Genomic DNA, 20,742 nt, shown 5'->3' on the forward strand with positions numbered 1-20,742 from the left:
GTAAACTACTTCGGGATAAGTATAAGATACTATATTGAAAAATGTTTATTTTGAGGCAAGCCGCCAGAATGATTGGGGCAAGCTCGGAGTATTTAATTCTCAATTAGCGAGTAAAAAGCCTGAAATCCTTAGATAGTTGCCATTAAATCAACCTATTTTTGTAAATAGCAATTTATACCTCAAATAATTAACGCATGTTAGAACTTGCAAGTTTGGTAATATTGGGAATCCTGGCGCAGTGGTTAGCCTGGAAAATTAAAACTCCCGCAATTTTACCACTTATTTTAATAGGGCTTTTAGTGGGGCCAATTTCAACTTTAATTAGTGAAGATGGCACCAAATGGGTAGAACCTATCTGGAACGGTTCTGAAGGATTATTCCCTGGCGAAAGTCTTTTTTATTTTGTTTCGCTCGCTATTTCGGTTATTCTTTTTGAAGGAGGATTAACCCTTAAAAGAAGTGAAGTAGGGAATATTGGTCCAGTTATTTTAAAACTTATTAGCGTTGGGGCGGTGGTTACATTTTTGGGTGCAGGTTTAGCTGCACATTTTATATTTAACCTTTCCTGGCAAATCTCTTTTTTATTTTCGGCATTAATTATCGTCACCGGACCTACGGTTATTTCCCCAATTCTTCGAAATATTCCTTTAAAAACTCATGTTTCCTCTATTTTAAAGTGGGAAGGAATTCTTATTGACCCTATTGGTGCGCTTATTTCAGTTTTAATGTTTGAATTTATTAGGGTTGAAGGAGGGCAGGATTTTACGCAAACGGCTTTAATTGAATTTGGGAAGATTTTACTTTTTGGATTTACTTTCGGATTTACTTTTGCCCATTTGTTGGCATTTTTAATAAAAAGGCAAATAATTCCACATTATTTACTCAATGTTTTTATTCTCGCAACCGTACTTGGTGTTTTTGTTTTGGCCGATATGTTCGCTCACGAAAGCGGACTCCTTGCAGTGGTTATTATGGGAATGGTTATGGGAAATCAAAAATTACCTAATATTAAAGAACTGCTGTATTTTAAGGAATCGCTAAGCGTGTTATTGATTTCTATACTTTTTATTTTGTTAGCGGCAAATATTGAAATTGAAGAACTTTTGCTGGTTTTTAACTGGAATTCGCTTATTCTTTTTGGGGTTGTAGTTTTATTAATCAGGCCACTTGGAGTTATTTTAAGCTCCCTGGGTTCAGGTTTAAAAATTAATGAAATTGCATTTGTAAGTTGGGTGGGACCACGCGGTATTGTAGCTGCCGGTATCGCCTCTTTATTTGGGTTGCGATTGGCCCGGGAAGGTATTGCGGGCGCCGAATATATTACTCCTTTAGTATTTATGATCGTGCTGTGTTCGGTTTTATTAAATGCAGCTACGGCAAGGCTTTTTGCTCGGTTAGTGGGTGTTTTTATAAAAGATTCTCAAGGAATTTTAATTATTGGCGCTTCATCTATAGCAAGATTAATAGGAAAATATCTTCACGATAATGAGCGTCACGTAGTGCTCCTGGATAATAATTCTGATAATGTAAATAAAGCTCGAAATTTGGGTATTGATGCTATTGAAGGCAGTGTATATTCAGATGATCTTATGAATAATGTAGAACTGAATGATATTGGTTATTTAATGGCAATGACTGGAAACAGTGATATTAATAAAACGGCTATAACCAAATTTAAAAAGCAATTTGGAGAAAACGGGTCTTTTAGGGTTATCACTGCCGATGAAATGAATAATCCGGAGAAAAACCCAGCTGAAGGTTTATTTTCTCATACCGATGATTATATAAAACTTACCGAAGTTTCCAGGAGTTATCCAAAAATCCATGAACTAATTCTTAACAGTAAAGAGCATTATGAAGGCTTAATTGAAATTTCTAAGACCGATCCTGATATTATCCCGCTATTTGTAAAAAATAATAAAGGCGGCCTAACCATTATTCCTTCCCATAGCTCAGATGTGGAGATTGAAGAAGGATTTCAGTTGGTTTACTTAGGAAAGAAAATTCAACGTGAAGAAAAAGTTGAAGAAGATTACAACGAGACCATAGATGAAGAGGAAGCGGTTGATGCTTTAGAGGGTGAAAATGAACAACAAGACCAAGAAAAAAATTAATCTTCTTTTTCCATTTCCTCTACCAGTTCGTCGGTAATTTCCATGTTGTGGTAAACGTTTTGAACATCGTCATCGTCTTCAAATTTTTCAACGAGGTTAAGGATTTTCTTAGCATCATCAACAGGCAATGCTACCGTATTCATAGGAATTCTTTGAACTTCAGAAGATTTTACTTCTATTTCCAATTCTTCCAGTTTTGAAGCCATGAGGCCGAAATCATTAAAATCGGTGTAGATTGTAATAAAATCATCTTCCTTTTCAATTTTTGAAGCACCACCTTCAATAAGTTCGAGTTCAAATTCTTCGAGATTCATCTCTATTTTTTCTCGTTCAATAGTAAAGACTCCCTTTTTATCGAAAAGGAATTCCAGTGAACCATTGGTTCCTAAATTTCCGCCATTTTTAGAAAAGGTAGATCGAACTGAAGCTACAGTTCTATTCGTATTATCGGTAGTACATTCAATAAAGAACGCGATTCCGTTCGGGCCGTAGCCTTCAAAGGTAACGAGCTCATAATTATCGGCATCAGCGCCGCTAGCCTTTTTTATAGCGCGTTCTATGGTGTCTTTGGGCATATTCACACCCTTGGCATTAGAAATTGCATTACGCAACGCCGGATTGGCTTCAGGATCTGGCCCGCCGCCTTCTTTTACGGCAACACTAATGTCTTTTATTGCCCTGGTAAATTGTTTTGCCCTTCTTTTGTCCTGCGCTCCTTTACGGTGCTTAATATTTGCCCATTTACTATGTCCGGCCATTTTTTTTTGAGTTTTTCTAAGTTGGTAGACTTACAAAATTAAGAAAATGTAGAAAATCAAAAAACCTCACAGATTAAGGGAATATCTTTTAGGTGAACTGAAATTACTGATTTCTTTTGTAAACTTTTTTATACCCCTGCCTTGTATGAAGAATTGCGAAAATAATTAATGTATCCTCTGAAATTTGATAGAAAATTGCATAGGGAAATTTTGTAACCAAAGCTCGCCTTAGATTTTGGTATTGAACCTGGTAATGTTCAGGGAATTTGCGGATATAATCGATTTCAGAATTTATTTCTGCTTTAAAATCTTCTGAAAGTGGATTTCCACCTTTTTTGAAGTAGTATTTTTTAGCTTCCGCCAGATCGGTTTTAACTTCAGCTAAGAATCTAACCGAAAAAGCCATTACCAGGTTTCTTTAAAACTATCCCAATCTGAAAGATTTTCAGGGTTTTTTTCAAAGCTTTTAATTCTATTATCCAGTTCTTCTTTTTGAGAAGTTGTAATTTCTGGACATAGAATTTTTTCAATATCTTCTATAACATGCTCATCTTTAACTTTAGTGAGCTCATGAATTAAGTTATATTTTCTGGTCACAAGATCCATAGTTCTTCATTTTAAACTAAAGATACAAAATTAGCTTATAATCAATTTTCTAATCATTTAACTTCAAAACCGCCATAAATGCTTCCTGCGGAATTTCCACATTTCCTACCTGGCGCATACGTTTTTTCCCTTTTTTCTGCTTTTCAAGAAGTTTTCTTTTACGGGAAATATCACCACCGTAACATTTAGCGGTAACATCTTTTCTAAGCGCTTTTACGGTTTCACGCGCAATTATTTTTGCCCCGATAGCCGCCTGAATTGGAATATCAAATTGTTGCCTCGGGATTAATTCTTTCAGCTTTTCACACATTTTCTTCCCAATATCGTAGGCGTTATCTACGTGGAGTAGGGCAGAGAGGGCATCTACAATATTCCCGTTTAATAAAACATCTACTTTCACCAGTTTTGATTCCCGCATTCCTATTGGCGAATAGTCAAAAGAAGCGTAACCTCTGGAAACGGTTTTTAGCCTGTCGTAAAAATCAAATACAATTTCTGCTAAAGGCATATCAAAACTTAGCTCAACCCTTTCAGGAGTTAAATAAACCTGGTTGGTGATTTCCCCTCTTTTTTCAATACAAAGCGACATTACATTCCCAACATAATCGGCTTTGGTAATTATAGTAGCTTTAATAAAAGGTTCTTCTACGCGGTTTAAAGAAGAAGGCTCGGGTAAATCTGAAGGATTATTAACCAGGATTAAATCATCTGGATTTTTATTTGTAAAAGCGTTGTAAGATACGTTAGGCACGGTGGTAATAACCGTCATATCAAATTCACGTTCTAATCGTTCCTGGATAATCTCAAGGTGAAGCATTCCTAAAAATCCACAACGGAAACCAAAACCTAAAGCTGCAGAACTTTCTGGTAAAAATACCAGGGAAGCATCGTTTAACTGAAGCTTTTCCATAGAACTTCTTAGTTCTTCATAATCTTCGGTATCTACAGGATAAATCCCTGCGAAAACCATAGGTTTTACATCTTCGAAACCGGCTACAGCTTCAGTAGTAGGATTTTTAGCATCGGTAATAGTATCCCCAACTTTTACTTCGCGTGCATCTTTAATTCCGGTAATTAGGTAACCTACATCACCCGTTTTTATTTCCTGACGAGGAAATTGCTTTAAACGAAGTGTTCCCACTTCATCTGCGAAATAATTTTTATTTGTAGCAACAAATTTTATATTCTGCCCTTTTTTAATAGATCCGTTTATTACTCTAAAATAAGTTTCTACGCCTCGAAACGGGTTGTAAACCGAATCAAATATCAAAGCTCTTAAAGGAGCATCTACTTTTCCGCTTGGCGGCGGAACTCTTTTAATAATCGCCGATAGAATTTCTTCAATTCCCAATCCCGTTTTTGCACTGGCAGGAATAATATCTGAATGTTCACACCCAAGAAGATCTACAATATCATCGCTTACTACTTCTGGATTGGCACTTGGCAAATCTACTTTATTTAGTACCGGGATAATTTCGAGATCATTTTCCAGGGCCAGGTAAAGGTTAGAAATGGTTTGTGCCTGTATACTTTGGGCGGCATCTACCACCAGTAAAGCACCCTCGCAAGCTGCGATAGAGCGAGAAACTTCATAAGAAAAATCTACGTGGCCTGGAGTGTCAATAAGATTCAGTACATATTTTTCGCCTTCATATTCATAATCCATCTGTATAGCATGACTTTTAATGGTAATGCCGCGTTCACGTTCCAAATCCATACTATCCAGGAGTTGTTCCTGTTTTTCACGATCGGTTACCGAACCTGTAAAGTCTAGCAAACGATCAGCTAGGGTGCTTTTTCCGTGGTCAATATGTGCGATTATACAGAAGTTTCTAATATGTTTCATTAGGTAATTTTAATAATTGAACTCCCTCTAAAACCTCGGAGCAAGTCCACGAGATATGAATTGGAAGTCTTTTTTATAAATTGAGGCAAGCCTCAGTGTATTTAATTCTCGATTATCGAGTAAAAGGTAATCAACAAATTTAAGTTTACAAATATAGTTTATTTCATAGTCCTAAAAAGAAAGATGGAAAATAAGAATATGGAAAGTCAGATTTTGAAATTATCTCTTTTTCACCAATTCATTTAAATAAAAAAATGATTAATCTTTTAGTTAATTATAAAAAAACTTACATAAGTATGTAGTAGTTGTGAAAAAGTTTCTTTTTTTTGTAAGAAACAATTTTGTTAGAATTTTACTAAAAAGGCGTTAAGTTTAACCCAAATAAAATTCTAACAATATATAAGATAAAATACATATGGCAGCTGAAACCGCAACAAACAAGAACAACACCAGTAGATCTATTGTCATAATTGGGGTGTTATTTTTCATCTTCGGATTTGTAACCTGGCTAAACTCTGTGCTTATTCCCTTTTTAAAAACGGCTAGCCAGTTAAATAATTTTGAATCTTATCTTGTTGCTTTTGCATCTTATATCTCTTATTTTGTAATGGCAATCCCTTCAGCCTGGGTGTTAAAGAAAATAGGTTTTAAAAATGGAATGTCCCTGGGACTTGTAGTGATGGCGGTGGGTGCTTTAATTTTCATCCCAGCAGCATTATCCAGAACTTACGCAATGTTCCTTTTTGGATTGTTCGTTCAGGGAACCGGTTTGGCTTTACTTCAATCTGCAGCAAATCCCTATATCACTATTCTGGGGCCAATAGAAAGTGCAGCGAAGCGAATTAGTATCATGGGAATTTGTAACAAAGTTGCCGGTGCTTTAGCTCCAATTATTTTTGGTGCCATTTTGCTAAAAAATATGGATGCGATAGAAGCGAGGCTGGAAGGAATGGGTGCTGCCGCAAAAGCTGCTGAATTAGATGAACTCGCTTCACTCGTAATCACGCCCTATATGGTTATGGCAGTTATTTTAGTAGGACTTTCTGTACTTATTTATTATTCAGCATTGCCTGAAATTGAAACCGATAGTGAAGATGATACCCTTGCTGCTGCAAATAAAAGTAAAACCAGCGTACTTCAATTTCCAAATTTATTATTGGGTACCCTGGCGATGTTCCTCTATGTTGGGGTAGAAGTAATTGCCGGTGATACCGTAATTAGTTACGCCCGCGATGGTCATAATATTGCTACAGATGTGGCTAAGTATTTTACCACTTATACCCTTATCGCAATGATTGTGGGGTATTTAATTGGTACAGTCACTATTCCAAAATATATAAGTCAGCAAAAAGCATTACAAATTTCGGGTATACTTGGAATTATTCTCGGGTTATCTGCAATTTTCACCGACGGCTATATTTCAGTACTTTGTATTTCCCTTTTAGGTTTAGCAAATGCGTTGGTATTTCCGGCAATTTGGCCTTTAGCACTTCACGGATTGGGTAGGTTTACTAAAATGGGATCTTCATTCTTAATTATGGCCCTTGCCGGTGGAGCTATTTTACCATTAGGTTATGGTTACCTGGCTGATACTTTTGATCCGCAATCGGCTTACTGGATCGTTATCCCCAGTTACCTATATATATGGTTTTTCGCTGTAAAAGGGCATAAAATAAAATAACTACATCGGAGTAAACCTACGAGGAATTAATGGAAATAATCTTTGATTTCGAGGTGAGTCTTAGAGCATTTAAATCTCGATTATCGAGGAAAATATTATTATTATGAAAAGTTTAAAGTTAAGTGTTAGTTTAGTTTTTTTAGTGTTATTTCAGTTGGGTTTATCCGCACAAGAACCCGAAGCTGAAAAACCAGCAATTATTCCGCAGCCAGCAGAAATTGAGTGGAAAGAAGATTTCTTCACACTTCAGGAAAGAACAGTGGTTTGTTTTAATTCGGGCGCAGAAGCCCCGGCTGCCTGGCTGCAGAGATTGTTGAAAAATACCTACACGCAAAGTTATACGATGAAGGGAGAAAACTGTAACGGTTTTAGCCTTAATCTAGATCCAAATCTGGAAGAAACACTGGGCAAAGAAGGTTATAATTTAGATATTTCTTCAAGCGTGGTGAGTTTAGAAGCAGCATCAGAAGCAGGGCTGTTCTATGGAATCCAAACCCTACGCCAAATGTTTCCGGCAGAAATTGAAAATGAAAAAGTTTCCGAAGAAATTAAACTTCCGCAGGTAGCAATTACCGATAGTCCAAAATATGAGTGGCGTGGTTCTATGTTGGATATTGCCCGTAGTTTTTTTGGTCCAGATTATATTAAAAAGCATCTGGACAGAATGGCGTTTTATAAATTAAACCGACTTCATTTACACTTAACCGATGACCAGGGTTGGCGTATAGAAATAAAACAAAAGCCGAAATTAACTGAACTAGGAAGTAAAGGCGCTGTAAAAGGCGGCCGAGCCGGATATTTAACCCAGGAGGAATATAAAGAAATTCAGGAATATGCCGCAGCCAGAAATATTGTAATAGTTCCTGAAATTGATATGCCCGGCCATATTTATTCGGCATTAATGGCTTATCCTGAATTAAATTGCGAAGAATTTGCAAATATTGAACCCAGGTTGGCAACTCCCCCACAACTCTTTCACGAGTACACAGTGGGCTGGAGTAAGTTATGCCTGGATAAACCAGAAATCTACGATTTTGTAGCAACGGTATTAGGGGAAATGGCTGAAATTACTACAGGAGATTATTTGCATATTGGAGGAGATGAAATTGAAGATGAGCGCTATAAAGAATTTGTTGTAAAAGCAGATTCTATTGTTCGAGGTTTAGGAAAAGTTAGCATTGGGTGGGAAGAAGTTACCCAGGCGCAGGTAGATAGCACATTGATTAGTCAGCGTTGGACCGGTAAAACTAAAAGTATAGTAAATACCCGTGTTATAGAATCTATTTGCTCAAGTTTTTATTTTGATCACGCCAATATTCCCGGCCAGGAATTTACGAATAACTGGTGCCAGGAAAGAGGAGTTTCTTTAAAGGATACTTATAATTTTAAATCGAAAAATCCGAATACTATAGGAGTAGAAGCCCCGGTTTGGACAGAAATGGTACTTTCTAATGAAGCTGCCGACGATAGGTTCTGGCCGCGAACAATTGCGATGGCAGAAGTGGGTTGGAGTGAAGATGAAAATAAAGATTACAAAAACTTTATAAACCGATTAGGGGAGCATGGATTGCGATTGGATCTTTTGGATGTACATTACTTTAGAACTCCAGAGGTAGATTGGAACAGCGATAGGAATAAAGGTGTTTTTTCAGAATTTATGCCCGAATCCAGATGGTAAATTTTTAACTGAACTTAAAATGGAAAATAATAATCCCGATACAGAAAAGACTTCAAATTATAATGATTTGGAGAAAATGAGTACTGCAACTCTTTTAAGTAATATAAATAAGGAAGATAAAACTGTACCTGAAAGTGTGGAAAAACAAATCCCGGCAATAGAAATGCTGGTAGAAGAAATAGTTTCTAAAATGGAACTGGGCGGCAGACTTTTTTATATAGGCGCCGGAACCAGTGGCAGGTTGGGAGTTTTAGATGCTTCTGAATGTCCCCCAACTTTTGGAGTTTCAGACCAAATGGTGATTGGTTTAATAGCCGGGGGCGATACTGCCCTTAGAAATGCAGTAGAAAATGCTGAAGATGATACAGAACAAGCCTGGAAAGACCTTCAGCAATATCAAATATCTGAAAAAGATGTTTTAGTGGGTATTGCCGCTTCAGGAACAACCCCTTATGTAATAGGCGGAATTAAAGAAGCCCGTAAAAAAGGAATTATTACCGGCTGTGTAACCTGCAGCTCCGGAAGTCCTTTAGCAGAAGCCAGTGAATTTCCTGTTGAAGTTGTTACCGGCCCTGAATTCGTTACCGGAAGCACAAGAATGAAAGCAGGTACGGCTCAAAAACTGGTTTTGAACATGATTTCTACCAGTGTGATGATAAAATTAGGTAGGGTTAAGGGCAATAAAATGGTCGATATGCAACTTTCTAATAAAAAATTGGTAGGTCGCGGCATCAGGATGATTATGGAAGAATTAGGAATTGAAGAAAACGAAGCTGCTCGCTTACTTCAGGAATACGGGAGTGTTCGGGAGGCTGTTTTAGCTTACAGAAAAACATAATTTTGTAATGCCAATTTAAGCTTGCATCTTCCGTTAATTATTCAAAACCTACACGATGAAAAAAACAATTCTTTCCCTCCTTGTGCTATGTATGTTTTTCTTTTCCTGTAAAACAGCGAAAGATGCACCCCAACCCCAAACACAGGAAAAACCTGAACCTGAAGAGGTAGTTGAGGTAATTCCTGAAGAAATTGAAGCCCCTGAAACTCCATCTAAAAAGGAGGTTAAATGGGATCCCAATACTCCAAAAAACATTGAGGAATTCCGTGCGGCCTGGATCGCTACTGTTGCCAATATTAACTGGCCTAGCAAACCGGGACTCTCAACATCAGAGCAACAAAAAGAAGCCCTGGAACTTTTAGATTTTTTAGAAGAGCACAATTTTAATGCAGTAGTATTCCAGGTACGTCCGCAGGCCGATGCACTTTACGACAGTGAAATAGAGCCGTGGTCTTATTATCTTACCGGAAAACAGGGAAAAGCCCCTGAACCTTATTACGACCCGCTTAAATTTTGGGTAAATGCTGCCCACGAACGCGGTTTGGAGTTACATGTATGGTTGAACCCTTACCGTGCCCATCATACAACCGGTAAAGAAATCAGTGAAAAATCGGTAATCAAAACCAATCCAGACCTTGTGGTAGAATTGGAAAACGGGATGTGGTGGATGGATCCTGCCCAAAAAGGCACACAAGATCGCTCCAGTGAAGTGGTAATGGATATTGTAAAACGCTACGATATAGACGGCGTTCATTTTGACGATTATTTTTACCCTTACGATTCTTATAATAACGGCAAAGACTTTCCAGATGATTTAAGTTGGAGAGCCTACCAGGCTGCCGGCGGAGAACTTTCTCGAGGTGACTGGCGCCGTGAAAGCGTAAATGTTTTTATTAAAAGAATTTATGAGGAAATTAAAGCTGAAAAACCACATGTAAAATTCGGTTTAAGTCCGTTTGGGATTTGGCGTCCCGGTTATCCTGAATCTGTTCAGGGTTACGATCAGTACGATAAATTATATGCTGATGCTAAACTGTGGCTAAATGAAGGTTGGATAGATTATTATACGCCACAATTGTACTGGAAAATAAGTCAGTTAGGGCAGAGTTTTCCTGAACTACTCGGTTGGTGGGAAAGTGAAAACACCAAACAACGCCATCTTTGGCCGGGAATGAATGTTGGCGGTGAAGGAGACGAAATGCACATTACCGAAGTGATTAATCAGATAATGATTACCCGCGGAATGCTTCCGCAGAGTAAAGGTGCCGTGCATTGGAGCATTGGTCCTCTTTTAAAATATAAAGAGCTTGCAGAAGCTTTAAAAGAAGGTCCGTATAAAAAGAAAACTTTGGTTCCGCCGAGTCCGTGGTTAGATAATACACCTCCTGAAATTCCAAATGTTACCGCAAACGAAAATCGCGATAAAATTGAAATTACCTGGGGAGTAGAAGATGATTCCGATATTAAACAATGGGTAGTTTATTTTAAATATGAAACCGGAAACTGGGATTATAAAATCTTGAATGCAGAAAAAAGAAGTCAGGATTTGCAGAAAGAAGTAGGAACGACGAAAAGTAAACTTGTAAAAATTGGAGTAACCGCGGTAGACCGCACCGGTAACCAAAGTGAATTTATAGAAATTGAGATAAAGTAATAACTTATGAGCCCTATCCTCGTTTTTGGCGTTATCGCCGGTTATTTTGCGCTGCTAATGGCAATTAGCCATTTTACCTCAAAACAAGCCGATAATAATACTTTTTTTACCGCAAACCGGCAATCGCCCTGGTTTTTGGTGGCTTATGGAATGGTAGGCGCCACATTATCTGGGGTGACTTTTATTTCTGTTCCCGGGGAAGTTGGAAATTCAAACTGGACCTATTTGCAGTTTGTCATGGGAAATATGGTGGGCTATGCAGTGATCGCGCTGGTGTTAATTCCGTTATTTTATAAACTGAAATTAATTTCTATTTATGAATATTTAAAAGATCGTTTCGGGCAGAATTCCTATTATGCCGGGGCTTCGTTTTTTCTTATTTCCCAAACCATTGGCGCTTCATTTAGATTATTTTTAGCGGCATTAGTGCTGCAAATCGCGTTTTTTGATGCCTTTGGAATTCCGTTTTGGGTTACGGTAATGATTACCATTGCCTTAATTTGGCTCTACACTTACAGAGGCGGAATTAAAACCATTGTATGGACAGATACTTTGCAAACCACATTTTTACTGCTGGCCGTTGTAATAAGTATCTGGATGATCACAGACCACATGGAGCTTGGGTTTATCGATGTTTTGGCAACGATTGGCAATAGTGAAAAGTCTACAATTTTTGACTGGAATTGGCGCTCCAATAATGCGTTTTTCAAGAGTTTTCTTGCCGGAATATTTATCACCATAGCAATGAACGGCCTTGACCAAAATGTGATGCAAAAAAACCTGACCTGCAAGAATAAAGGAGAAGCACAAAAGAATATTTTTTGGTTTTCTATTGTATTCTTCTTTTCTACCGTGTTGTTTTTAGCACTCGGAGTTTTGTTATACAAATACGCAATGGATCAGGGAATCGCCATTCCTGAAAGAACAGATGACCTTTACCCGTTACTGGCATTAAATCACTTTGGAATTCTCGCTGGTGTTGTTTTCTTATTAGGAATAACCGCCGCCGCATTTTCTAGTGCAGATTCAGCATTAACAGCGCTCACCACTTCATTCTGTGTTGATATTCTTGATATTCAGAAGAAAGAAAAGAATCAGAAGAAAACAAGATTAATGGTACACATTGGTTTTACCATTTTAATGTTCCTGGTAATTATTGCTTTTAACGCAGTAAACGATAGTAGCGTGGTAAGCGCGGTTTTTAAAGTCGCTGGCTTTACTTATGGCCCGCTATTGGGTTTATTTGCTTACGGTTTGTTGACTAAAAACCCGGTACGCGACAAATGGGTGCCGGGCGTGTGTATTTTATCACCTATAATTTCAGTAATTTTAGATTTTAATTCTGAAGCCTGGTTAAATGGCTATCAGTTCGGATTTGAAATTTTATTGGTTAATGCAGCAATCACTATGCTCGGATTATTCGCTTTATACAAATCAAAAGCTGATAAAATTTTAACCGAATAATATTCTGAAAAAATGCAGCTAAAATTTTATCCATATAACCTGGAATTAAAGAACACCTTTACCATAAGTCACGGTTCAAGGGATTTTCAGCCAACTCTAATCGTTGCTTTAAGCGACCGCGGATTTACCGGTTATGGAGAAGCCACGGCAACTTCGTATTACGGTGTAACTATAGAAAAAATGCAGGCTGATATTCTTAAAATTGAAGCTTTAATTGCTGAAAATATTCTGCTGGAACCCGAAGAGCTTTGGGAATTAACTTATCCGCATTTAAAAGAAAATCCATTTGCACTATGCGCCCTGGATATGGCTATGCACGATCTCCACGGAAAAAGAAATCAGCAACCGCTTTATCAATTATGGGGCTTAAATTTAAAAAATATTCCGCTTACCAATTACACTATCGGAATAGATTCCATAGAAAAAATGGTGCAGAAAATTAAAGAATTTCCCTGGCCCCTTTACAAGATCAAACTGGGCACCGAAGATGATGTTGCCATTGTAAAAGAATTGCGTAAGCATACAAATTCCGTTTTTAGGGTAGATGCTAATGCCGCCTGGACAGTAGATCAGGCTATCGAAAATGCCAAAGCTTTAAAAGAATTAAATGTTGAATTTTTAGAGCAGCCTTTAAAAGCAAATGATTGGGAAGGAATGGAAAAACTATACAAAGAATCGGTTTTGCCACTTATTGCCGATGAAAGTTGTATTGAAGAAAGCGATGTTGAGAAATGCGCCGGTTATTTCCACGGAATAAACATCAAACTCACCAAGTGTGGCGGGCTAACCCCCGGAAAACGAATGATTTTAAAAGGAAAATCTCTTGGCTTAAAAGTAATGGTGGGTTGTATGACCGAATCTACCGTAGGAATTTCAGCAATTGCACAATTATTGCCACTTTTGGATTACGTAGACATGGACGGCGGACTTTTAATTAAAAACGATATAGCCGATGGTGTAAAAGTTTATGATGAGAAAGTACATTTCCCAAATAGAAACGGCACCGGAGTAGAATTATATGAGAAATAGAAATGTTACGTCATTCTGAACTCGTTTCAGAATCTAAGTTTCTGAAGAAAAAAGTAAAAAATAATTACCAATGAAACTAATCACAAAATCTTATTTACCCTTCCTCTTAACACTTTTTCTCTTCACTTCCTGCGAGGAAAAAGAAGAAGAAAATCCACTTGAAAATCATATCGCTGAGGTGAAAAAAGAATACGCCCCAGATGGCCGAGTAGTTCTTTTTGATGTTGAAGCCGAAAAAAATGGAAATAATTATATTTTAAAAGGAGAATCTAACGATCCTGAAGCAGTAGCATCTCTAAAGGAAAAATTACAATCAGAAAACATCAAGTTTACCGATAGCATCCAGGTGCTTCCGGATACTGAAGGTTTAGAAGATAAAGTTCGGGGTGTGGTAAAAATTTCCGTAGCAAATCTAAGAGATGAGCCAAAACATTCAGCGCAATTAGTAACCCAAGCTACCATGGGGATGCCGCTTAAAGTTTATAAAAAAGAAGGTAGTTGGTATTATGTTCAAACTCCGGAAGGTTACCTGGCCTGGGTAGATTACGGTGGAATTGAAAATATGACTGAAGAAGAATTTTCAGAATGGAAATCTCAGGAAAAACTAATTTTTACGGAACCAACGGGTAATTCTTATGCCGAAACAAATTCAGATTCTCAAACAGTTTCAGATCTTGTAGCCGGGAACATTTTAGAGTTTTTAAACGAACAAAATAATTTTTACGAGGTAGAATATCCAAATGGAAAGAAAGCCTTTGTAGAGAAAGCCTACGCCCAACCTTATAAAGAATGGCTGGCATCTTTAGATCAAACGGAAGAAGATTTGGTTGCGACGGCAAATAAGTTGATGGGTTTACCATATTTATGGGGCGGAACTTCGCCAAAAGGAGTAGATTGTAGTGGTTATACCAAAACTATATTTTTCCTAAACGGAATGGTGATTCCGCGTGATGCTTCACAACAAATTCATACCGGAGATGTAGTTGATACCGACAAAAACTTTGAAAATCTTAAAAAAGGCGACTTGCTTTTCTTCGGAAGACCGGCAACCGATTCTACTTCAGAACGTGTGATCCACGTGGGAATGTGGATTGGCGACAATAAGTTTATTCACTCTATGGGTGAGGTGCACATTAGTAATTTTGACACTGAAGCCGAAGATTTTGATGAATATAACTACAATCGCTACCTACGAACTAAGAGAATTCTAAACAAAGAAGATAAAGGTTTGATCTATCTTAAAGACTCCGATCTATTTACTACTTCAGAAGCTAAGGAAGTGAAGATGTAAAGTTTTTGAAAAAGCTGATACTATCAAAAATAACTTTGGAAAATGGTCTTGAAATCGTCATCCTGAACTTGTTTCAGGATCTAAGATTTTATTTGCTCAAAACATGTTAGAAGCTGAAACAAGTTCAGCTTGACGTAAAACTAAGAGGCATTGGAAATCAAAATTTAAACTTATCACGTAACCTTCACAGGTTTCCAAAACCTGTGAGGTTTTCTATTACAAATACTTTTTATGTAACGAATACAGCACTTTTAAATCGCAAGTATTAAAAGGCTGGTCGAGATCTTTTTGAATAAAATGTAGTTTAAAAGCACTTTTTGCAGCCGCTAGGTTTGAAGTGTCAAAACCGATGATTTTAAGCGCATTTTCCACGTTAAAATCGGCGGGGATAACTTCAGGAAAAACCAATTTATCTATAAACGAGATTCGTGTATGTAGCCTGGAATTAAAATTTATAGCTAATGGATTTGGTTTAAAAAATTCAGCTTCCAGCTTCAAATTTTCTACTTCAGCTTCGTCATACCATAATCCAAAACCTTCTTCAGCTAAACGTTTCCAGGGGAAATTTATATTGGGATCTACTTTTCGGGAAGGTGCAATATCAGAATGCCCGATAAAATTTTCTGCAGGAATACCGTGTTTTTCTTTAATTTCTTCGAGCAATTCAATTAAACTAATTATTTGCAGATCGGTAAATTCTTCTTCGCCATTATTATCAATTTCAATCCCGAGGGAAGAGGAATTTAAATCGGTGTTGTTACCCCATTTCCCAATTCCTCCGTGCCAGGCGCGGTAGTAATCATTCAGCATATGAAAAATTTCACCGTTTTTGGCAATTACATAATGCGAACTTACCTGGGTTCTTGGCAGGGTGAACGTGGTTAATGTTTGCTGAACAGAATCTTGCGCAGTATGGTGAATTACCACGTAATTAGGTTTGCGCAGGTTAAAATTAGTAGTTCCCACCCAGTAGTCACCATAATTGAGTGCGGATTCGTTCTGGTTTTCCGGGGTGGGGAACTGCTGTAATTGTTTGCTATAAGCTTTTGCCTGTTTTTTATGTAAACGGTTGGTTTTTGCATAGGGATTACTTCCGCAGGAAATAATTGCTATAGCCATTAAAAAATAAAAAACAGGAATTAATTTTCTCATTTATTTATAATCTGAGTTCGATATTGAATTTATTCGAATTTCCATTTTACGAAGGCTTCCATAGCTTCATAATTTGCAAGTCCCAGTTTATCGTAACTTTCGGCGGTTTCGCGGTTTCTTTCTTCGGCTCTCACCCAAAATTCTCGTTCATCGTCCCCGGGAAATACGGGTCTGTCTTTTTGCGATTGGTGTTGAAAAATAGCATTTCTTTTGCGTTGTACTTCCTTGGGAGAAAGCGGTACGGCCATTTCAATTTCGTGAACTTCAAATTCCTGCCAGGCGCCACGATACATCCACAACCAGCAGTCTTTGGTCCAGGCTTCGGTTTTTCTAAGCCTTTTCATCGCCTCAAGAATGATCCTGAAACAAACAATATGTGTCCCGTGAGGGTCGGCAAAATCGCCGGCGGCAAATACCTGGTGAGGTTTTACCTTTTTTAATAATTCCATGGTAAGCTCCACATCCTTTTCGGTTACTGGATTTTTTACCTTTTTCCCGGTTTCATAAAATGGCAATGCCATAAAATGAATATTTTTATCTTTTAAACCGGCAAAACGGGCTCCTGCAATTGCTTCAGATTTTCTAATAAAGGCTTTTACGTCCCTAATTTCATCTAAATCTATTTCGTTTGGCTCCTTTTTATCAATAAAGGCACGCATTTTCTCGTATGTAGCTTCCAGCTTTTCGGTCTCTTCCCCGGTACTTTTCTTAAAATCTATGGCGAATTCTACATAACGTAACACATCGGTATCCCAAACAGCCGTGTTTCCTGAAGTTTGATACGCAACGTGTACATCGTGTCCCTGGTCTACCAGTCTTATAAAAGTTCCACCCATGGAAATCACATCATCATCGGGATGCGGTGAAAATATAAGAGAACGTTTTTTCGCCGGACTCTTACGTTCGGGGCGTTGAGAATCTTCGGCATTGGGTTTTCCTCCGGGCCACCCGGTAATACTATGTTGTAATTGATTGAAAACATCAATATTAATATCGTAAGCGGGGCCTTGTTCGGTGGCAAGTTGGGCCATTCCGTTGTTGTTGTAATCTTCGTCTGTAAGTTTTAAAATAGGTTTTTTTACTTCGGAAGAAAGCCAGATAACCGCTTTTTTAATTTGCGCTTTACTCCAGCTGCAATCTTTTACCAGCCACGGTGTATTAAACCTTGTTAACTCTGAAGCAGCATCTTCATCTAAAATAAATTCTACATTATCTGAAAGTTGAAGGTAGGTGGCAGGTACATTTCCAGACATTTCCCCTTCAACCGCTTTTTTAAGGATGGGAGCTTTTTTCTTGCTCCATGCCATTAAAATGATCTCTTTTGCCTTAAAAATGGTGCCAATTCCCATAGTTATGGCTTTGGTAGGCACATTTTCTTTACCACCAAAATCCCGAGATGCATCCCTACGAGTTAAATCGTCTAAAGTCACTAAGCGTGTTCCTGAATTTGGAGCAGAGCCCGGTTCGTTGAAACCAATATGTCCGGTTCTACCAATTCCCAGAAGCTGAAGGTCTAAACCGCCAACGGCACCAATTTGATTTTCGTAAGACAGGCAATAATCGGTAATATCTTCTTTGGCCAGGGTTCCATCTGGAATATGAATATTTTCTCTTTTTATATCTATATGATTAAAAAGATTCTCGTCCATAAATTTCACATAGCTCTGTTTGGCATCAGGCTGCATGGGGTAATATTCGTCCAGGTTAAAGGTGATCACGTTTTTAAAACTAAGCCCTTCTTCCTTATGCATTCTAATAAGTTCTTCATAAACTTTTACCGGGGTTGCACCTGTTGCAAGGCCCAGCACGGCATTATCATGATTGTCTTGCTTACGTCTAATAAGATCTGCAATTCGGTTGGCTACTTTTTTTGAGGCAATATGTTCATCTTTATAAACTTTTACCGGTAGTTTCTCAAAACGTGTTTCTTCTAAAAGATTTAATCTGGCCATAATTTTTTTAGCTAATTTGGGATTTTACCAGGCTTACCTGGTCTTTAAATATATCGTCCATTACTGCTATGGTGCCGCCATACAAACTGGAATTCGCCCCAAGGGTAGAAAGTTCTATTTTGGTGCGCTCCTTAAGCTGCATCATACAGTAGGTATTCATTGATTGTTGAATTGGGGTGGTGATAAACTGTTTTGCTTCCGCTATTTTTCCTTCTAAAATCACTAATTCGGGATTAAAAATTTGAATGAGGATTGCGATTCCTTTTCCCAGGTTTATTCCTATTTCAGAAAGTACATTTATCGCAAACTGGTCACCACGATTAGCTGCATCTATAATGGTTTCCGGCTCAAGTTTTTCCAGTTCTTCTTTTTTAAGCTTATTTAAAACCGAAGTTTGACCCGCTTTTAAACCTTCTTTGGTTTTTCTAACCAGGGCAAGTCCCGAGGCTTCGGTTTCCAGGCAACCGCGTTTCCCGCAGTGGCAAAGCAAACCATCTTCTGTCATTGGGATATGCCCAAATTCTCCTGCAAAACCCGATTCTCCCGAGTGCATTCTTCCGCCCATAATAATTCCCAGGCCAATACCCCAGTCCATAGAAATTACTAAAACATTGCTTTTATTTTTGGCTCTACCAAAGCGAAATTCAGCTAAACAGGCACTTTTTGCATCATTAAGAATAGCCACCGGTTTTTTGAATTTTTTCTCAAACCTGTCTTTTAAAGATTCGGGCTCCTGTTCGCTTAAATAATACGTGAAGTTTTTGCCTGCTTCAGCAGAAACCAGTCCAGGCATGCTTATACCAACACCCATTACCTGGTCCAGTTTCACTTTAGCTTCTTTCAGCAATTCCTGGGTCCACTCATATAGAATATCTACGATATTAGAATCTGAAGAAATCTCTGCGGGCCAGGATTTTTCGTGAAGAATCGTATGGTTATTATCAATAATTGCCAACTTAATCCTAAACCGCTCTATATGAATACTCACCACAAAAAACGAATTCTCTACCAGGCCGTAGAGGTCGGGTTTTCGGCCTCCTTCAGATTTTCCCCGGCCTTTTTTTACCACAATACCTTCTTCAATAAGTTGGTTGAGCAGAGACATGGAAGTTGGCAGGCTTACATTAAAACGTTGGCAAACTTCAGCATTAGAAGTCTCACCATTCAGAAATAGATGTTTAATGATCTTTAATTTCTGAAGGAATTTTTTCCGCTCTACATTATTGATATTAGAAAGTTTCTTTTCGTCTATAAAAAAGTCATGTAGATCTGTTGGCATAGTTTGAGTTGTCATATTTTAAAATAAAAGCATTAAAGGTTTGTTTTAAGCTTTTAAAAAAATGAATTTATTTTGAATTTAAAAGTATATAAAAAAATTATTTTTTAAAATACTTTTTCTATTTTTTTATAAAAGATTGAATATTTAATCGAAATTTATACTTTTATGGAATAATTAAGATGTTGAATTTTTAGATCCAGCTCCTTAAATTTAGGATTACTATAAAGTAGAATGACTGAAGCCATCAAATTATTTAAAGAAGCAAAATCTGCGAAAAACCAGCGATATCTTGCGCTTGATGTCCTACGCGGACTTACCGTAGCCTTAATGATACTGGTGAATACGCCGGGAAGTTGGGGGCATATTTACGCACCATTTAAGCACGCTCCCTGGGATGGGTTTACCCCAACCGATTGGGTTTTTCCTTCTTTTCTATTTGTAATTGGTAACGCAATGAGTTTTAGCCTTCGCAAATATGAAAATATTTCTGAGAGCGTATTTTTAAAAAAAGTATTTAAACGTTCCGCACTTATTTTTCTAATTGGATTGTTTTTAAGCGCATTTCCGTTTGTATTTCGACAGGAAGGGGAGCTGGTTTTTAAGAATTTGGCCAATATGCGTATTATGGGCGTTTTGCAGCGCATTGCTCTTTGTTATTTTTTTGCATCGCTAATTCTTCATTATTTAAAACTGAAAAAATCTATTATCTTCGGAAGTTTTATTTTGCTCGCTTACTGGGCAATTATGTGGTTTTTTGGCGATCAGCCCAATCCACTTTCTTTAGAAAATAATGCTGCCCTGAAGTTTGACCAACTATTATTTAACGATGCAAACCTCTATAAAGGTTACGGCATTCCGTTTGATCCCGAAGGTTTATTAAGTACGCTTTCCGCAATTGTGAATGTAATTGCAGGCTACGTTGCTGGCGTTTTTATTCAAAGATCAGGGAATAATATTTCTACGGTAATCAAGTTAAGTATTTATGGAGTCCTGTTACTTGTTGTAGCGCAAATTTGGGATATTGGGTTTCCTATAAATAAGCCTATTTGGAGTAGTTCTTATGTTTTGTACAGTACAGGCTGGACCCTTTTAGTACTTTCAGCATTAATTTTGGTTATTGAAATTTTCAATTTCAAAAAATGGACGACTTTCTTCGAGGCTTTTGGAAAGAACCCTTTATTTGTTTTTGTAATGTCTGGCCTCGTAGTCATGCTTATGAATATTATTTATGTTAACGGGCAGGCCTTAAAACCCTGGCTTTACGAAAACTTATATCTTAGCTGGCTAAACAATTATAACGCTTCGCTGCTATTTGCAATTTCTTATATGTTGCTAATGTGGCTGCTTGGTTACTGGTTGCATAAAAAACGCATTTATATTAAAGTATAAAATCAATTTCT

Annotated in this window: 16 protein-coding genes; 9 read left to right on the forward strand and 7 right to left on the reverse strand. The window is 37.6% G+C overall.

What is annotated here, in order from left to right; genetic code table 11:
* The first annotated feature begins 194 nt into the window (after window positions 1-194).
* The gene (locus B5488_RS11740; RefSeq protein ID WP_079735437.1) at window positions 195-2,114 is read left to right on the forward strand and encodes a cation:proton antiporter; all 1,920 of its coding nucleotides are present in this window, start codon (window positions 195-197) and stop codon (window positions 2,112-2,114) included.
* Here the strand turns inward: B5488_RS11740 and B5488_RS11745 are convergent.
* The 4 genes from B5488_RS11745 to lepA all read right to left on the reverse strand — a co-directional run bounded on the left by B5488_RS11745 (window position 2,111) and on the right by lepA (window position 5,324).
* Window positions 2,111-2,872: a YebC/PmpR family DNA-binding transcriptional regulator gene (locus B5488_RS11745; RefSeq protein WP_079735438.1), complete on the reverse strand. Its 762-nt coding sequence runs from the start codon at window positions 2,870-2,872 to the stop codon at window positions 2,111-2,113. The two genes, B5488_RS11740 and B5488_RS11745, sit on opposite strands and share 4 nt — an antisense overlap.
* Window positions 2,873-2,975: 103 nt before the next feature.
* Window positions 2,976-3,278: a type II toxin-antitoxin system RelE/ParE family toxin gene (locus B5488_RS11750; protein ID WP_079735439.1), complete on the reverse strand. Its 303-nt coding sequence runs from the start codon at window positions 3,276-3,278 to the stop codon at window positions 2,976-2,978.
* Window positions 3,278-3,478, reverse strand: a complete 201-nt coding sequence (locus B5488_RS11755; protein WP_079735440.1) for an addiction module protein — start codon at window positions 3,476-3,478, stop codon at window positions 3,278-3,280. The genes B5488_RS11750 and B5488_RS11755 overlap by 1 nt, the downstream gene beginning before the upstream one ends.
* Window positions 3,479-3,527: 49 nt before the next feature.
* Window positions 3,528-5,324: a translation elongation factor 4 gene (gene lepA / locus B5488_RS11760; protein ID WP_079735441.1), complete on the reverse strand. Its 1,797-nt coding sequence runs from the start codon at window positions 5,322-5,324 to the stop codon at window positions 3,528-3,530.
* A gap of 415 nt (window positions 5,325-5,739) precedes the next feature.
* On the opposite strand from lepA, the gene B5488_RS11765 reads away from it, so the two are divergent.
* The 7 genes from B5488_RS11765 to B5488_RS11795 all read left to right on the forward strand — a co-directional run bounded on the left by B5488_RS11765 (window position 5,740) and on the right by B5488_RS11795 (window position 14,959).
* Entirely contained in the window at window positions 5,740-7,005 is a 1,266-nt protein-coding gene (locus B5488_RS11765) for a sugar MFS transporter (RefSeq protein WP_079735442.1), read from the forward strand.
* A gap of 103 nt (window positions 7,006-7,108) precedes the next feature.
* Complete coding sequence (locus tag B5488_RS11770; protein WP_079735443.1) at window positions 7,109-8,683, forward strand: beta-N-acetylhexosaminidase; 1,575 nt, start codon at window positions 7,109-7,111, stop codon at window positions 8,681-8,683.
* 19 nt (window positions 8,684-8,702) lie between these two features.
* On the forward strand, window positions 8,703-9,521 hold the full coding sequence (murQ, locus tag B5488_RS11775) for an N-acetylmuramic acid 6-phosphate etherase (protein WP_079735444.1): 819 nt from the start codon (window positions 8,703-8,705) through the stop codon (window positions 9,519-9,521).
* Window positions 9,522-9,576: 55 nt separating this feature from the next.
* Complete coding sequence (locus B5488_RS11780; protein WP_079735445.1) at window positions 9,577-11,175, forward strand: glycoside hydrolase family 10 protein; 1,599 nt, start codon at window positions 9,577-9,579, stop codon at window positions 11,173-11,175.
* 6 nt (window positions 11,176-11,181) lie between these two features.
* Window positions 11,182-12,639, forward strand: coding sequence for a sodium:solute symporter (locus tag B5488_RS11785; RefSeq protein ID WP_079735446.1), 1,458 nt, complete (start codon window positions 11,182-11,184; stop codon window positions 12,637-12,639).
* A 12-nt stretch (window positions 12,640-12,651) separates the two neighbouring features.
* Complete coding sequence (locus B5488_RS11790; protein ID WP_079735447.1) at window positions 12,652-13,668, forward strand: dipeptide epimerase; 1,017 nt, start codon at window positions 12,652-12,654, stop codon at window positions 13,666-13,668.
* 70 nt (window positions 13,669-13,738) lie between these two features.
* Window positions 13,739-14,959, forward strand: a complete 1,221-nt coding sequence (locus B5488_RS11795; RefSeq protein WP_079735448.1) for a C40 family peptidase — start codon at window positions 13,739-13,741, stop codon at window positions 14,957-14,959.
* 216 nt (window positions 14,960-15,175) lie between these two features.
* On the opposite strand, the gene B5488_RS11800 is transcribed toward B5488_RS11795, so the two are convergent.
* Genes B5488_RS11800 through B5488_RS11810 form a run of 3 tightly spaced genes read right to left on the reverse strand, consistent with a single transcriptional unit; the run spans window position 15,176 to window position 19,357 of the window.
* Complete coding sequence (locus tag B5488_RS11800; RefSeq protein WP_079735449.1) at window positions 15,176-16,111, reverse strand: N-acetylmuramoyl-L-alanine amidase; 936 nt, start codon at window positions 16,109-16,111, stop codon at window positions 15,176-15,178.
* Window positions 16,112-16,140: 29 nt separating this feature from the next.
* Entirely contained in the window at window positions 16,141-18,063 is a 1,923-nt protein-coding gene (gene nagB / locus B5488_RS11805) for a glucosamine-6-phosphate deaminase (RefSeq protein ID WP_079735450.1), read from the reverse strand.
* Between the two features lie 7 nt (window positions 18,064-18,070).
* Window positions 18,071-19,357, reverse strand: coding sequence for an ROK family transcriptional regulator (locus tag B5488_RS11810; protein ID WP_231919729.1), 1,287 nt, complete (start codon window positions 19,355-19,357; stop codon window positions 18,071-18,073).
* Window positions 19,358-19,573: 216 nt separating this feature from the next.
* Here B5488_RS11810 and B5488_RS11815 point away from each other — a divergent pair, with 216 nt between their 5' ends.
* Window positions 19,574-20,731 (forward strand): acyltransferase family protein, encoded by a 1,158-nt coding sequence (locus B5488_RS11815; RefSeq protein WP_079735452.1) that lies wholly within the window; start codon window positions 19,574-19,576, stop codon window positions 20,729-20,731.
* Window positions 20,732-20,742 lie beyond the last annotated feature (11 nt).

The sequence above is a fragment of the Salegentibacter salegens genome, assembly GCF_900142975.1.
GTDB classification, from domain to species: Bacteria; Bacteroidota; Bacteroidia; order Flavobacteriales; family Flavobacteriaceae; genus Salegentibacter; species Salegentibacter salegens.

Excerpts from the sequence above, each read along its gene's own strand:
- B5488_RS11795 (WP_079735448.1), top strand. The coding sequence starts at position 13,739 with ATGAAACTAATCACAAAATCTTATTTACCCTTCCTCTTAACACTTTTT.
- lepA (WP_079735441.1), bottom strand. The coding sequence starts at position 5,324 with ATGAAACATATTAGAAACTTCTGTATAATCGCACATATTGACCACGGA.
- B5488_RS11745 (WP_079735438.1), bottom strand. The coding sequence starts at position 2,872 with ATGGCCGGACATAGTAAATGGGCAAATATTAAGCACCGTAAAGGAGCG.
- B5488_RS11755 (WP_079735440.1), bottom strand. The coding sequence starts at position 3,478 with ATGGATCTTGTGACCAGAAAATATAACTTAATTCATGAGCTCACTAAA.
- B5488_RS11800 (WP_079735449.1), bottom strand. The coding sequence starts at position 16,111 with ATGAGAAAATTAATTCCTGTTTTTTATTTTTTAATGGCTATAGCAATT.
- B5488_RS11815 (WP_079735452.1), top strand. The coding sequence starts at position 19,574 with ATGACTGAAGCCATCAAATTATTTAAAGAAGCAAAATCTGCGAAAAAC.
- nagB (WP_079735450.1), bottom strand. The coding sequence starts at position 18,063 with ATGGCCAGATTAAATCTTTTAGAAGAAACACGTTTTGAGAAACTACCG.
- murQ (WP_079735444.1), top strand. The coding sequence starts at position 8,703 with ATGGAAAATAATAATCCCGATACAGAAAAGACTTCAAATTATAATGAT.
- B5488_RS11740 (WP_079735437.1), top strand. The coding sequence starts at position 195 with ATGTTAGAACTTGCAAGTTTGGTAATATTGGGAATCCTGGCGCAGTGG.
- B5488_RS11780 (WP_079735445.1), top strand. The coding sequence starts at position 9,577 with ATGAAAAAAACAATTCTTTCCCTCCTTGTGCTATGTATGTTTTTCTTT.
- B5488_RS11785 (WP_079735446.1), top strand. The coding sequence starts at position 11,182 with ATGAGCCCTATCCTCGTTTTTGGCGTTATCGCCGGTTATTTTGCGCTG.
- B5488_RS11790 (WP_079735447.1), top strand. The coding sequence starts at position 12,652 with ATGCAGCTAAAATTTTATCCATATAACCTGGAATTAAAGAACACCTTT.
- B5488_RS11765 (WP_079735442.1), top strand. The coding sequence starts at position 5,740 with ATGGCAGCTGAAACCGCAACAAACAAGAACAACACCAGTAGATCTATT.
- B5488_RS11770 (WP_079735443.1), top strand. The coding sequence starts at position 7,109 with ATGAAAAGTTTAAAGTTAAGTGTTAGTTTAGTTTTTTTAGTGTTATTT.
- B5488_RS11750 (WP_079735439.1), bottom strand. The coding sequence starts at position 3,278 with ATGGCTTTTTCGGTTAGATTCTTAGCTGAAGTTAAAACCGATCTGGCG.
- B5488_RS11810 (WP_231919729.1), bottom strand. The coding sequence starts at position 19,357 with ATGACAACTCAAACTATGCCAACAGATCTACATGACTTTTTTATAGAC.